General features: G+C 68.7%; 11 protein-coding genes. 7 read left to right on the top strand and 4 right to left on the bottom strand.

The features are described from left to right. The first annotated feature begins 5 nt into the window (after positions 1 to 5). Positions 6 to 1,202: an ROK family protein gene (locus ACFQ6S_RS18490; RefSeq protein WP_383410337.1), complete on the top strand. Its 1,197-nt coding sequence runs from the start codon at positions 6 to 8 to the stop codon at positions 1,200 to 1,202. Positions 1,203 to 1,609: 407 nt separating this feature from the next. Then, entirely contained in the window at positions 1,610 to 4,330 is a 2,721-nt protein-coding gene (gene ppdK / locus ACFQ6S_RS18485) for a pyruvate, phosphate dikinase (RefSeq protein WP_383410334.1), read from the top strand. 250 nt (positions 4,331 to 4,580) lie between these two features. On the opposite strand, the gene ACFQ6S_RS18480 is transcribed toward ppdK, so the two are convergent. After that, the gene (locus ACFQ6S_RS18480) at positions 4,581 to 4,778 is read right to left on the bottom strand and encodes a hypothetical protein (RefSeq protein ID WP_383410331.1); all 198 of its coding nucleotides are present in this window, start codon (positions 4,776 to 4,778) and stop codon (positions 4,581 to 4,583) included. A 277-nt stretch (positions 4,779 to 5,055) separates the two neighbouring features. Here ACFQ6S_RS18480 and ACFQ6S_RS18475 point away from each other — a divergent pair, with 277 nt between their 5' ends. Beyond that, positions 5,056 to 6,804, top strand: coding sequence for a right-handed parallel beta-helix repeat-containing protein (locus ACFQ6S_RS18475; protein ID WP_383410328.1), 1,749 nt, complete (start codon positions 5,056 to 5,058; stop codon positions 6,802 to 6,804). A gap of 126 nt (positions 6,805 to 6,930) precedes the next feature. Here ACFQ6S_RS18475 and ACFQ6S_RS18470 read toward each other — a convergent pair whose 3' ends face one another. Then, complete coding sequence (locus tag ACFQ6S_RS18470) at positions 6,931 to 7,311, bottom strand: hypothetical protein (RefSeq protein ID WP_383410326.1); 381 nt, start codon at positions 7,309 to 7,311, stop codon at positions 6,931 to 6,933. Positions 7,312 to 7,435: 124 nt separating this feature from the next. Between ACFQ6S_RS18470 and ACFQ6S_RS18465 the strand changes: the two genes are divergently transcribed. The 4 genes from ACFQ6S_RS18465 (at position 7,436) to ACFQ6S_RS18450 (ending at position 10,932) form a co-directional block, all read left to right on the top strand. Beyond that, a complete protein-coding gene (locus ACFQ6S_RS18465) occupies positions 7,436 to 7,717 on the top strand; it encodes a transposase (RefSeq protein ID WP_383410323.1) in 282 nt (93 codons plus the stop codon). A 540-nt stretch (positions 7,718 to 8,257) separates the two neighbouring features. Then, positions 8,258 to 9,046 carry a hypothetical protein gene (locus tag ACFQ6S_RS18460; protein WP_383410321.1) on the top strand — a complete coding sequence of 263 codons (789 nt, stop codon included), beginning with the start codon at positions 8,258 to 8,260 and terminating at the stop codon, positions 9,044 to 9,046. A gap of 321 nt (positions 9,047 to 9,367) precedes the next feature. Further along, entirely contained in the window at positions 9,368 to 10,687 is a 1,320-nt protein-coding gene (locus tag ACFQ6S_RS18455) for a S8 family serine peptidase (RefSeq protein ID WP_383410319.1), read from the top strand. Further along, on the top strand, positions 10,684 to 10,932 hold the full coding sequence (locus ACFQ6S_RS18450; RefSeq protein ID WP_383410316.1) for a hypothetical protein: 249 nt from the start codon (positions 10,684 to 10,686) through the stop codon (positions 10,930 to 10,932). Before ACFQ6S_RS18455 ends, ACFQ6S_RS18450 begins: the two co-directional genes overlap by 4 nt. Before the next feature lie 10 nt (positions 10,933 to 10,942). Here ACFQ6S_RS18450 and ACFQ6S_RS18445 read toward each other — a convergent pair whose 3' ends face one another. Both ACFQ6S_RS18445 and ACFQ6S_RS18440 read right to left on the bottom strand, forming a co-directional pair. Then, positions 10,943 to 11,422 (bottom strand): excalibur calcium-binding domain-containing protein, encoded by a 480-nt coding sequence (locus ACFQ6S_RS18445; RefSeq protein WP_383410313.1) that lies wholly within the window; start codon positions 11,420 to 11,422, stop codon positions 10,943 to 10,945. An 85-nt stretch (positions 11,423 to 11,507) separates the two neighbouring features. Continuing rightward, entirely contained in the window at positions 11,508 to 12,602 is a 1,095-nt protein-coding gene (locus ACFQ6S_RS18440; RefSeq protein ID WP_383410310.1) for an alkaline phosphatase PhoX, read from the bottom strand. Positions 12,603 to 12,686 lie beyond the last annotated feature (84 nt).

The raw sequence follows: 12,686 nt of genomic DNA, 5'->3' as shown, positions 1-12,686 counted from the left end.
TGTGCATGAGCGCACGGGGTCAGGCGAGTTCCGGGGAACTGCTCGAACTGGTGCGGAGCGGACGGGCCGTCACACGCGGAGCGCTTCAGCAGGCCACCGGACTGTCCCGTGCCACCGTCGGCCAGCGCCTCGACCGCCTCTTCCGGGCCGGCTGGCTGCGCGAGGGGGCCGGCGGTCCGGTGGACTCCCCGCTGGGCGGACGCCCCTCCATCACCCTGGAGTTCGACGACGCCCACGCCGTCGTCCTGGCCGCTGACCTCGAGACCCGGCACGCGCGTGCCGCCGTACTGTCGCTGACCGGCGAGATCCTCGCCGAGCACAGCGGCACGCTGGTCGTCGAGGACGGGCCGGAGACGGTGCTGGACGAGCTGGCGCACTGGTTCGCCGAGCTGCTGGAGAAGGCCGGGCGGCGGGCCGAGGAGGTGTGCGGCATCGGGCTCGCGGTGCCGGGGCCGGTGGACAGCGAGACCGGCCGGGTCGTCCAGCCGCCGATCATGCCCGGCTGGGACGGCTACGACATAAGAGGGCGACTGGCACGCGCCTTCAGCGAGCGGACGGGGGCCGCGCCGGTGCCGGTCCTCGTCGACAACGACGCCAACCTCATGGCGTACGGCGAACAGCGCACGGGATATCCGCGGTGCTCGGCGTTCGTGCTGGTCAAGGTGTCGACCGGAATAGGCGCGGGGGTCGTGGTGGACGGCTCCGTGTACCGGGGCATCGACGGCGGCGCGGGCGACATCGGGCACATCCGGGTGGGCGCCGACGTGCGGTGCCGGTGCGGTTCGTACGGCTGTCTGGCCGCCGTCGCCAGTGGCGGCGCCGTGGCCCGGCGGCTGGCCGAGGACGGGGTGCCGGCGGCCTCCGGCTCAGATGTGCGGGACCTGCTGGCGGCCGGGCACCCCGGGGCGGCCGCGCTGGCACGCGAGGCCGGGCGCCAGGTCGGGGACGTGCTGGCGACCGTCGTGACCCTGCTCAACCCCGGGGTGCTGATGATCGCCGGGGATCTGGCCGGAACGCCCTTCCTCACCGGGGTGCGGGAGCTGCTGTACCAGCGGGCGCTGCCGCGCTCCACCGCTCATCTGGACGTGGTGACCTCGCGGCTGGGGGAGCGCGCCGGGCTGATCGGGGCCGGGGCGCTGGTCGTGGAGCATCTCTATGCACCGGAGCGGGTGGAGGAACGGCTGGTCACGCTGGGCGTGTGACGAGGGTGTTTCCGTCCCGGACGCACGTCCGCATGGTGAAATCCCGTCCGCTGTGGCAGCGTGATTCTCGCCACCCTTGATAAGGGTTGCGCTCAGATGAGCGGATCTTGAGCGACTGCACTTCTCCAAGGGGTGGCACTCCGTGCCACCCCTTGATCGTTCATCGATCGAAATCAGACGTGCGGTATGGCTGCTCATCTGAGCGAAAACCCGCACCTGTGGGCGCTCTTGCGTTCAAGAAGTGAAAACATCCGCGTGTCAGCGCTTGCCAACCTTTGACTTTCGATCCTCTGGCGGACGGGTGGTTACAGGCGCATGACGCATGAGTAGACGTACCCAGGCGCCTTCGATCTGGGTATGTTCCTCGCCGTCAGGGCAGCCACCACGTCCTCGAGGGAGTCGAGACCGTGTCGGAAAACAAAGAACCCCACGTAGCGAAGTTCGTTTACGACTTCACCGAGGGAAACAAAGACCTCAAGGACCTCTTGGGTGGCAAGGGCGCCAACCTCGCGGAGATGACCAACCTGGGGCTTCCCGTTCCCCCCGGCTTCACGATCACGACAGAAGCCTGCAAGGTCTACCTCGACAGCGGCGAGGAGCCCGCGGCACTGCGTGACGAGGTGAGTGCGCACCTCGACGCCCTCGAGTCCCGCATGGGCAAGAAGCTCGGCCAGGCCGACAACCCTCTGCTCGTCTCGGTCCGTTCCGGCGCGAAGTTCTCCATGCCCGGAATGATGGACACGGTCCTCAACATCGGACTCTCCGACAAGTCCGTGAAGGGCCTCGCCGAGCAGGCGGGCGACGAGCGGTTCGCCTGGGACTCCTACCGTCGCCTCATCCAGATGTTCGGCAAGACGGTCCTCGGCGTCGAGGGCGACCTCTTCGAGGAGGCCCTCGAGAAGGCCAAGGAGGCCAAGAAGGTCACGGTCGACACCGACCTGGAGGCCGCCGACCTCAAGAAGCTGGTCACCTCCTTCAAGAAGATCGTCAAGAAGGAGGCCGGCCGGGACTTCCCGCAGGACCCGCGCGAGCAGATGGACCTCGCCATCCACGCGGTCTTCGACTCCTGGAACACCGACCGCGCCAAGCTGTACCGCCGTCAGGAGCGCATCCCCGGCGACCTCGGCACGGCCGTCAACGTCTGTTCCATGGTCTTCGGCAACCTGGGCCCCGACTCCGGCACGGGCGTCGCCTTCACCCGTGACCCCGCCTCCGGCCACCAGGGCGTCTACGGCGACTACCTCCAGAACGCGCAGGGCGAGGACGTGGTGGCGGGCATCCGCAACACCGTGCCGCTCGCGGAGCTGGAGCAGATCGACAAGAAGTCGTACGACCAGCTGATGCAGATCATGGAGACGCTGGAGAACCACTACAAGGACCTCTGCGACATCGAGTTCACGATCGAGCGCGGTCAGCTGTGGATGCTCCAGACCCGCGTCGGCAAGCGCACGGCGGGCGCGGCCTTCCGTATCGCGACCCAGCTCGTGGACCAGGGCCTCATCGACGAGGCGGAGGCGCTCCAGCGCGTCAACGGCGCCCAGCTCGCCCAGCTGATGTTCCCGAAGTTCGACGACGAGGCGAAGGTCGAGCAGGTCGGCCGGGGCATCGCGGCGTCGCCGGGTGCGGCGGTCGGCAAGGCGGTCTTCGACTCGTACACCGCGGTGAAGTGGTCGCGTTCGGGCGAGAAGGTCATCCTGGTCCGCCGGGAGACCAACCCCGACGACCTCGACGGCATGATCGCGGCCGAGGGCATCCTGACCTCCCGCGGTGGCAAGACCTCCCACGCGGCCGTGGTCGCCCGCGGCATGGGCAAGACCTGTGTCTGCGGCGCGGAGGAGCTGGAGGTCGACACCAAGCGGCGCCGGATGACCGTCCCCGGCGGGCACGTGGTCGAGGAAGGCGACGTCATCTCGATCGACGGGTCGAGCGGCAAGGTCTACCTGGGCGAGGTCCCGGTGGTCCCCTCCCCGGTCGTGGAGTACTTCGAGGGCCGGATGCACGCCGGTGCCCAGGACGCCGGCGAGCTGGTCGAGGCCGTGCACCGGATCATGGCGTTCGCCGACCGCAAGCGGCGGCTGCGGGTGCGCGCCAACGCGGACAACGCCGAGGACGCGATGCGGGCCCGTCGGTTCGGCGCCCAGGGCATCGGTCTGTGCCGTACCGAGCACATGTTCCTCGGCGACCGCCGTGAGCTGGTCGAGCGGCTCATCCTGGCGGACTCGGAGGACGAGCGCGAGGAGAGCCTGCAGGCGCTGCTCCCGCTCCAGAAGAAGGACTTCGTGGAGCTGTTCGCGGCGATGGACGGCCTGCCGGTCACGGTCCGTCTGCTGGACCCGCCGCTGCACGAGTTCCTGCCCGACATCACCGAGCTGTCGGTCCGCGTGGCCCTGGCCGAGTCCCGCCAGGAGCCGCACGAGAACGAGCTGCGCCTGCTCCAGGCGGTGCACCGGCTGCACGAGCAGAACCCGATGCTGGGTCTGCGCGGTGTACGCCTCGGCCTCGTCATCCCCGGCCTGTTCACCATGCAGGTCCGGGCCATCGCCGAGGCAGCCGCCGAGCGCAAGAACGCCAAGGGCGACCCGCGCGCCGAGATCATGATCCCGCTCGTCGGCACCGTCCAGGAGCTGGAGATCGTCCGCGAGGAGGCCGACCAGGTCATCGCGGAGGTCGAGGCGGCGACGGGTACGAAGCTGAAGCTGTCGATCGGCACGATGATCGAGCTTCCGCGCGCCGCCCTCACCGCCGGTCAGATCGCCGAGGCGGCGGAGTTCTTCTCCTTCGGCACGAACGACCTCACCCAGACGGTGTGGGGCTTCAGCCGGGACGACGTGGAGGCCTCGTTCTTCACGGCCTACCTGGAGAAGGGCATCTTCGGCGTCTCCCCGTTCGAGACGATCGACCGGGACGGCGTGGGCTCCCTGGTCGCCGCCGCCGCGAGGGCCGGCCGGGAGACCCGCCCCGACCTCAAGCTCGGCGTCTGCGGCGAGCACGGCGGTGACCCGGAGTCGGTGCACTTCTTCCACGAGGTCGGCCTGGACTACGTCTCCTGCTCGCCGTTCCGGATCCCGGTCGCGCGGCTCGAGGCGGGCCGCGCGGCGACCCAGTCGGAGGGCAGCGACCACCGATAGGCCCGACGGCCACCGATCCCCGGAGCCGCCGCCCGTCCCCGACCCTCAAGACCGATGGGCGGCGGCTCCGGATCACGAAGGAGGGCGGCACCTTGTGCGGAGGTGCCGCCCTTCGGTGCGTCAGCTGCCGAGATTGTCCAAGGTACGTCGCTGACCAGGGAAAATGGCGTTGGCTGCCCTTGGGCCCGTGTGACGTCGTTGTGCCCTCGTTGTGCCCTCCTCCATCCAACGACGGGGGCGGTGACGGGAGTCAGCTTGTGGAATCGTCGCGTCGCTGGTCGCGTCGCTGAAGGGCGTACGAGAGCACGGCGACCACAATTTGCCCGATGCCGCAGACGGCGCCGAGTGCTGAACAGATCAGGCCGATGACGTCTCCCGTCTTGCCGATGACGTCTTCTGTGACGAGGTATAGGCCCACACCCAACAGGGCCAGCGACGTCGGCAGCATGATGAGTGCGCCGATCCACGCCGGCTTCAGGTAGAGGGCAGTCGTGAATGATCGCGCTGGGTTGCGCTGTAGAACCCTTCAAAGTCATCAGGTGGACCAGGGCGTTCGGGCATGGCGTCCCCCGTGTGCAGGCGTACCTCAACGGTGGCGCCTTGCCTCGGTCTCGTAAAGAGGCCCTCAAGCTAGTATCGAACACGTGAACGATTCACCTTCGGATCCCTAGCCCCTTCGCGCGATCCTGGCGCACCTCGACAAGGAGATCGCCGAGAACGAGACCGTGGCGATCTACCTCCGCCTCCAGCGCGACGCCGTCCATGCCGCGCTCGCCCGCGCCGAAGGGCTGCTGCACATCGCTGCACAAGTGCCGCATGTGCGACTGCCGTTGTGGGATTCGCAGAGGACGGGCTGGCCCGGTGTGCCAGAATTCACAGGTTGTGGCGGGGAGGGGGATGCCATGTCCGGTAAGCCTGCGGCGTTCATGAGTTATGTCCGTTTTAATGACGAGCACGATGACGGTTTGCTCACCCAGCTCCGGGAACGGCTGGGCACCGAGGTCCGCGCACAGACAGGCGAGGAATTCTCTATCTTCCAGGATCGCAACGACGTCGCCTGGGGGCAGAACTGGCAGCAGCGCATCGACGAGGCGCTGGACGAGGTCACACTGTTACTTGTCATCATGACGCCGAGCTTGTTCCGCAGCCCGGCCTGCCGGGCGGAGGTGGCACGGTTCCTGGAGCGGGAGAAGGAGCTGGTCCGCTCGGACCTGATCCTTCCTGTGTATTACATCAGTGCCCGGGAGCTGGACGATCCTGTTCTGCGAGAGGCCGACGAGCTGGCCCGGGTGCTGGCCTCCCGGCAGTACGCCGACTGGCGGGAACTGCGGTTCGAGCCATTCACCTCACCGCTGGTGCGCAAGGCCCTTGCGCAGTTGGCGTCGCGCATGCGGGATACGTTCTGGCATCCGCCCGCTACCACCCGGGCGCGCTCCGCCGGGACTGCGGAAGCCACCAGAGCAGCAGCCGGGTCCACGGAGCAGACGGATGGCATGGCCAAGGCCGCGGTCATGGCCAAGGCCGAGCCTCCGACCCATGTGGTGGACCCTTATCACCGGGGAGACTTCACCACGGTCAGCGCGGCGATCAACGCCGCGAATCCCGGTGACCGGATCCTGGTCCGACCGGGCCTGTACGAAGAGGGCCTGGTGGTCGACAAGCCCCTGGAAATCCTCGGCGACGGCCCCGTCGCGGACATCCAGATCCGTGCCCACGACGCCGACGCGCTGATGTTCCGGACCAGCATCGGCAGGGTCACAAACCTGACCCTGCGCCAGACCGGCGGTAATTGGTACGGCGTGGACATCACCCAAGGGCGGCTGGAACTCGAAGGCTGCGACATCAGCAGCCAGGGCCTCGCCGCCGTCGCCATCCGCAACGGCGCCGACCCACGCCTGCGCCGCAACCGGATCCACGATGGCAAGTCGTCCGGCGTCCTCGTCTATGACAACGGTATGGGCACGCTGGAGGACAACGACATCACCGGCAACACCCTGGCGGGCGTGGCGATCAAGACGGGCGGCAACCCCACCCTGCGCCGCAACCAGATCCACGATGGCAAGCAGGTCGGCGTCTACGTCTATGACAACGGTATGGGCACGCTGGAGGACAACGACATCACCGGCAACACCCTGGCGGGTGTGGAGATCAGGACGGGCGGCAACCCCACCCTGCGCCGCAACCAGATTCACGATGGCAAGTATGTCGGCGTCAACGTCTATGAAAACGGTATGGGCACGCTGGAGGACAACGACATCACCGGCAACACCAGGGCGGGTGTGGAGATCAGGACGGGCGGCAACCCCACCCTGCGCGCCAACCGCATCAACCGCAACGCATATGAGGCGGTATGGATCTACGAGGGTGGCGGCGGCGTGATCGAGGACAACGACCTGACGGCCAACACCAGAGGCGCATGGGACATGGCGAAGGAGTGCGAGGGGAACGTTACCCGGGCCCGCAACACGGAATGAATGGCCAGCAAACGCCGGTGGACCCGTGCGCTCGAGGACGATCGTGATCAATACCCCTAAGACGGTGTCTCACGTGGCGATCTTGTCCTTGGTAGGGCCATGGGCGCTCAGGGTGGGGACAGCCTGTCAGGCTGGCCAGCTGAGCCGACCGTCCACAATGGCCGGGAGCGACGCAGGCATCTCGTCGGTTACCCAGGCGAACTCCAGGGCTGCGAGCGTGGTTCCCCGGTCCGTCCACACGAGGATCTCGCCGACGTAGGCGCCGGACGGGTCATGGACTTGCCCGTCTACAGGAACGAGCGCTTCCGGCAGTGCTGCATGCTCGCAAGGTTCGCGGACCTGCAGGTCGACGCTCACGGAGTCGGCCCCCCAGACGGCGATCACCTCGGTGTGGTCCAGTTGACTCCGCAGTTGCGAGGCGCCGACGAACTCCCCCGACAGGATGTGCTCAAGTACTGCGCGCTCGTCGGCGTTCAGTGGGCGCCGGTCGATGGGAAGAGGAGCCATGTATCCATTCTGAGGTCGCGGGGGCACCCGGCCCAACGCCTGCATAGCCGCCGCCAGGGGCTACCCGGCAGCAGCATCATGATGGTCGTCATGGGTGGGGATCTGTCGCAGCGGCTCGTGCCGGATGATCTATGGGCACTGGTCGAGCCGGGTACTGCCGTCCTTCCGCTCGCGCCCGCAGGGCGGTGGTACCGCGCCGATCGACCAACGTGCCGTGTTCACGGCCGTCGTGTACATGCTGACGAGCGGGTGCGCGTGGCGGTATCTGCCACCGACGTTCGGAGTGTCGCCGGCGACGGCTCACCGGAGGTTCTCCGTCTGGACCGCATCCGGTGTGTGGCGTCGGCTGCACCGCGTGGTTCTGGACGAATCCGAGCCCGTGGCGGACTCGACTGGAGCTCCGTGATCGTCGATGCCGCCTCAGTGCGCGCGAATAGGGGGTCCGTTGACGGGGCCGAATCCGGTCGACCGGGGCTGCCCGTGACCGTCGGGGTGTCCGCCGCAAACAGTGCAAGGAGAACTAAACTTGATGACCGCCTTCCAGCCGCGGTAGCTGCGGCGGTGTGACCTGCTGCAAACCGCCGTCTGCGCCAGCGACTCGCCGGCTGCTGCACCGGCGCATCGCACCACCTGTACGGCCGCGTTTCGTGCCCGGATCCCCCATGCCGCAACCGTAGCGGCGCTTGGCTTCCCAGGTCAGGAAGCCAGCCATACACCCTGTGCGGAGATGCCGCCCCCTGCCGCGTCTGGCGGCGCTGGTTGCCGCTGAACCGCCACCAGCCGTGGGTGAAAGTTGGCCGGTAACCCGTGATTCCGCCAACCCGAGGCGACCGCAGGGTTAAGAGCTGGGCCGGGCCGCTCAGGGTGCACAACCCCCCGGACACCCCCCTTGTCTGATGCGGGTGAAGTCACCACTCAATTCACAGACGTGGGGGGAAACCACACCATGCGCAGACGCGCCACTGCCACCACCGCCACTGCCGCCGCTTTCAGCGCCGTCCTGGCCGTGGCCGCTTTCGCCGTTCCGGCCGCGGCCGACCAGGACGACTCGGGCACGACGTTCTGGAACATCGATGTCAACCACGACCGCGACTACACCGTCGGCGTCGAGGCCGCGAAGAAGAGGGTGTTCTCGGTCTCCGCGACGGTCAGCGACCCGTCCGGCGTGCAGAGCGTGTCGTACGAGCTGTGGCACGGAGCGGACCGGGCGAACGCCGACGGGGTCCTGGTCGGGTCCAGCCACTGCGTGAAGATCAACGAGACCACCTCCGTGTGCGAGGCCCTCGTCACCGCCGACCCGAACACCAACCTCCGCAGCAACGCCCTCGCCGGTGTCTGGACCATCACGCCCGTGGCCACCGACGGCGCCGGCAACGTCACCCGCGGGGACGGCGCCTACCTCGCACGCATCAAGCGCCAGACCTACATGTCCCAGACCGTCGCCACCCCGCAGCAGGTGACGAAGGGCAAGAACCTCACGGTCAAGGCCCGGATGACCGTCGCCAGTTGGGAGACGCGCAAGAACGTGCCCCTCATCGGGCACCAGGTGCTGCTCCAGTACCGCAAGGGCACGACCGGCGCCTTCGTGACGCTGAAGAAGATCAAGACCGACCGCAACGGCTGGGCCACGACCACCGTGAAGGCGACCGCGGACGGCACGTACCGCTACGACTTCGCGGGCACGAGCCTCACCGTGGGCACGACCGGCTCGGCCGATTTCGTCGATGTGAAGTGAGCCGGCACCGGTGAAGAGACCGTCCGCCGCAAGCGGCATCGCGGCGGGCGGTCATCGGGGCCGGCGGACCGGCCCCGGCCAGGGGTGATGTTGCGAGCCGGGGTATCCGGTGCGACCGTGTTCGAGGGGGTCGTGCCGAGGGTCCGGCAAGGGACGTCCTCGTGGGCCACGGCACTTCGCGTCGATCACGATTCGCGTCGATCAGGACCGAACCCGAACCACACTCCACCATTCCCGGCTACCTGCCGCTCCGTGCATCGGCGTGCGTCCAAACAACGGGGGAGCACACAGAAAGCGGGAAATTCAATGGCGAACGGCCCCATGGACAGGCGCGCCTTCGGCGGACAGCCCGACCGGCCCAACGGCCACGCTTCCGGCCAGGGCACGGAGTACACCGGCCGGTACGTGGTCCTGCTCGACCAGAGCAACCAGGAGAGCGGACTGAACGCGCTGCGCTCCTCCGCAGGCATAGCGAACGTCGAACGTGTCCGCGGATCCGAAGTCGGGAACGTCTCCGCACTGCTGGAGAACCCCGATGTCTCGGTGCAGTTCGAGGAACTCGGCGCCGCCGTGGTCGAGGTGCGGCCCGAGCAGCGCCACGCGCTGGTGACCACGGCCGAGGCCGAACCGACGATCATCGCGGCGGAGCCGGAGCGCATGGTGTACGCCATGCCGATCACCGCCCCCACGCAGGCGCCGACCGAGTTCTTCCCGGCGTACCGCAGCGACGAGGACGTGGTGGTCCGTCACTCCAGGGCCGAAATGGCCGCCGCACAGGGCCCCGCCTGGGACGAGCAGGCCTGGACGTGGGGTCTGCAGGCCATCCGGTCCAACCTGTCCCATCTGACCGGACGCGGTGCGAAGGTCGCCGTCCTCGACACCGGCGTGGACACCGACCACCCCGACCTGGTCGGCTGTCTCGAGGAGACGATGTCCTTCGTGCTCGGCGAGACCGTGGAGGACGGCAACGGCCACGGCACGCACTGCATCGGCACCGTCGCCGGTCCGGCCCACCCCCAGCAGGGGCCCCGCTACGGCGTGGCGTGCGACGCGCGGATCCTCGCGGGGAAGGTGCTCAGCAACGCGGGCAGCGGCACCGACGGCCAGATCCTCGCCGGCATGGCCTGGGCGGTCTCCCGCGGTGCGCGGGTGATCTCCATGTCGCTCGGTGCCTTCGTCCGGCCGGGTGAGCTGTTCCCGCAGACCTACGAGATCCTGGCCAAGCGCGCACTCGAACGCGGGACGGTGATCGTCGCCGCCGCGGGCAACGACAGCCGCAGGCCCCCGCGTATCGAGCCGGTCAGCCGACCCGCCAACTGCCCCTCCATCCTCGCGGTGGCGGCGCTCGACAAGTCCATCACCCCGTCCTTCTTCTCCAACGGCGGCATCAACGGCCAGGGCGGCGAGGTCAACATCGCCGCGCCGGGCCGGGACGTGCACTCGGCCGCCCCCGGCGGCGGCCACCAGAGCCTGAGCGGCACGAGCATGGCCACACCGCATGTCGCGGGTGTCCTCGCGCTGCTGGTCGAGGCGAACCCCAACGCCTCCGCGGCCGATCTCATGGCCACCATGAAGTCCGGCGCGTTCCCGCTGATGCAGCCTCTCAGGGACGTCGGCGCCGGCCTGCTCCAGGCCCCGTGACCGAGTCGTCCCGGTCCGGGCCGGTCGGGGTCGTCCTCGCGGTCGACCCCGACCGGTTCGTGGAAGTCGTCGAAGCCCTGCGGCAGGCCGGCTTGACGGTCACGGGCGAGCAGCCGATCCTCGGCACGCTCTCCGGCACCGTCGCCCAGGACCGGATACCCGCTCTGGAGGCGGTCGACGGCGTCGATTCCGTCGACCTGGAGCTCACCTACCGTCTCCCGCCGCCCGACTCTCCGACCCAGTGACCGGGAGACATCACTCGCAGCCCACGCCGTCCCCGTCCCGGTCGAGGTGACGGCCGTAGCCGGGGTCGCCCGCGTACACCGGCGCGGCCCCGGCGGCCCGGGCGGCGCTGCAGTTGCCGTAGTAGACATCGCCGCCGGAGGAGCCGCCGTCGCTGTCGTCGTCGGCGACGGTGCCGCTGTCCGCGGCGGGAGCCGCCGCCGTGACCGTCGTGGTGGCTCTGATCGTCTTCGTGGCGGTCACCGTCGGCGCCGGTTCGGGTTCCTCGGCCGGTGCCGTCGTGGTCGCGGTGACGGTGACCGTGGGCTGTGGTGAAGCCGCCTTGGGCTTGGCCTCGGTGTTCTTCGAGTCGTCGCCGGATGCGCCGCCCGCGCCGATGCCCACGAAGAAGGCGAAGGCCAGCGCGGGGAGCACATAGCGTTTCCGGGCCCACTTGGGGGCCGGGCGCGAGGCCGGTTGCGGCAAGGGTGCCGAGGTGTACGGATGGGTCATGTCATCCCCCCACTGGTGCTGCGTGAGGGGATGACCGTAATGCCCGGTGACCTAATGTGGAGGAGATGTGTCTGTTTCGTAATCGCTATGTGCGGAAGGGTCCCGTCACCTCATACGTGATCCCGCCCGACGAACTGCCGCTGGTGCCGCGCTGGCTGGAGAAGTAGAGGCGCTTTCCGTCCGGGGAGAACGCCGGGCCCGTGATCTCCGAGCCCGACTGGCCGTCGATCCGCAGGAACGGGGCGATGACGTCGTTCGGGGTGATCACGCAGATCTCCATGTTGCCGCCGTCCTCCGCGACGAACAGGTCGCCCGACGAGGAGCCGGTGATGTTGTCGACCCCGGTGAGGGGGGCCGTGCCGGAGGTGACGAGGGAGTCGTCGTACGCCAACTCGTAGGTGTTCGACGTGAGGTTGACCTGCCAGACGCGGTTGTCGCCCTTGGTCGTGAACCACACCGTGTCGTCGGCGTAGTGGCAACCCTCGCCGCCGTTGAAGGACTTGGAGCCGGAGACCTGGGAGCGGGTGGCGGTCGGTGAGCCGTCCGGGTCGGGGACGTTCGCCCAGGTGAAGGAGCCGGACGTGCTGCTGCCCGCGACCATGACCTGGAGCGTGCCGGCGGACAGGTCGCCCCACGTCGTCGGGACGAAGCGGTAGAAGCGGCCGTTGGTCTCGTCCTCGGTCAGGTAGACCACCTTGCGCACCGGGTCGGCGGCGGCCGCCTCGTGCTTGAAGCGGCCCATCGCGGCCCGGCGTACCGCCGCGTTCGTGCCCCAGGGGTCGGTCTCGTAGACGTATCCGAGGGACACCTCCTCGCAGGACAGCCAGGTGTTCCACGGCGTCCTGCCGCCGGCGCAGTTCTGCCGGGTGCCCGAGAGGATGCGGTACGCGCCCGTGACCGCGCCCGTCGCCGAGAACTTCACCGCGCTCGCGCCGCCGGAGGGGTTGATCTCGGAGTTGGAGACATAGATCCAGCCCGAGCCGTCCGCGTAACAGGCGCCGCCGTCGGGGGCGTTGTGCCAGGTGTACGACGTGCCGGAGACGGTCTGGCCGGAGCGGGCGATGACGCGGCTGGTGAAGCCGCTCGGCAGTCTGATGCCGTTGGCGTCGGGCGAGCCCAGCGCCCCGTAGGGGCCGGTGCCGGGCTGGGCCGGGGGGGGGGGGGGGGGGACCCCCCACACAAAGTCCCCCCAAACAACGGGAGGGAAACCCAAGAAGAAAACACCACAAAAAGGGCGGCCCCCCTTCTCTCCCCCCCCCCCCCC

It is taken from the genome of Streptomyces sp. NPDC056479, assembly GCF_042795335.1.
GTDB lineage: Bacteria > Actinomycetota > Actinomycetes > Streptomycetales > Streptomycetaceae > Streptomyces.
This window is presented reverse-complemented; position numbering and strand designations above follow the sequence as displayed.

Coding starts and splice junctions, on each gene's coding strand:
- ACFQ6S_RS18460 (WP_383410321.1), top strand. CDS start 8,258: ATGCGCAGACGCGCCACTGCCACCACCGCCACTGCCGCCGCTTTCAGC.
- ACFQ6S_RS18490 (WP_383410337.1), top strand. CDS start 6: ATGAGCGCACGGGGTCAGGCGAGTTCCGGGGAACTGCTCGAACTGGTG.
- ACFQ6S_RS18445 (WP_383410313.1), bottom strand. CDS start 11,422: ATGACCCATCCGTACACCTCGGCACCCTTGCCGCAACCGGCCTCGCGC.
- ACFQ6S_RS18455 (WP_383410319.1), top strand. CDS start 9,368: ATGGACAGGCGCGCCTTCGGCGGACAGCCCGACCGGCCCAACGGCCAC.
- ACFQ6S_RS18480 (WP_383410331.1), bottom strand. CDS start 4,778: ATGCTGCCGACGTCGCTGGCCCTGTTGGGTGTGGGCCTATACCTCGTC.
- ACFQ6S_RS18465 (WP_383410323.1), top strand. CDS start 7,436: ATGATCTATGGGCACTGGTCGAGCCGGGTACTGCCGTCCTTCCGCTCG.
- ACFQ6S_RS18470 (WP_383410326.1), bottom strand. CDS start 7,311: ATGGCTCCTCTTCCCATCGACCGGCGCCCACTGAACGCCGACGAGCGC.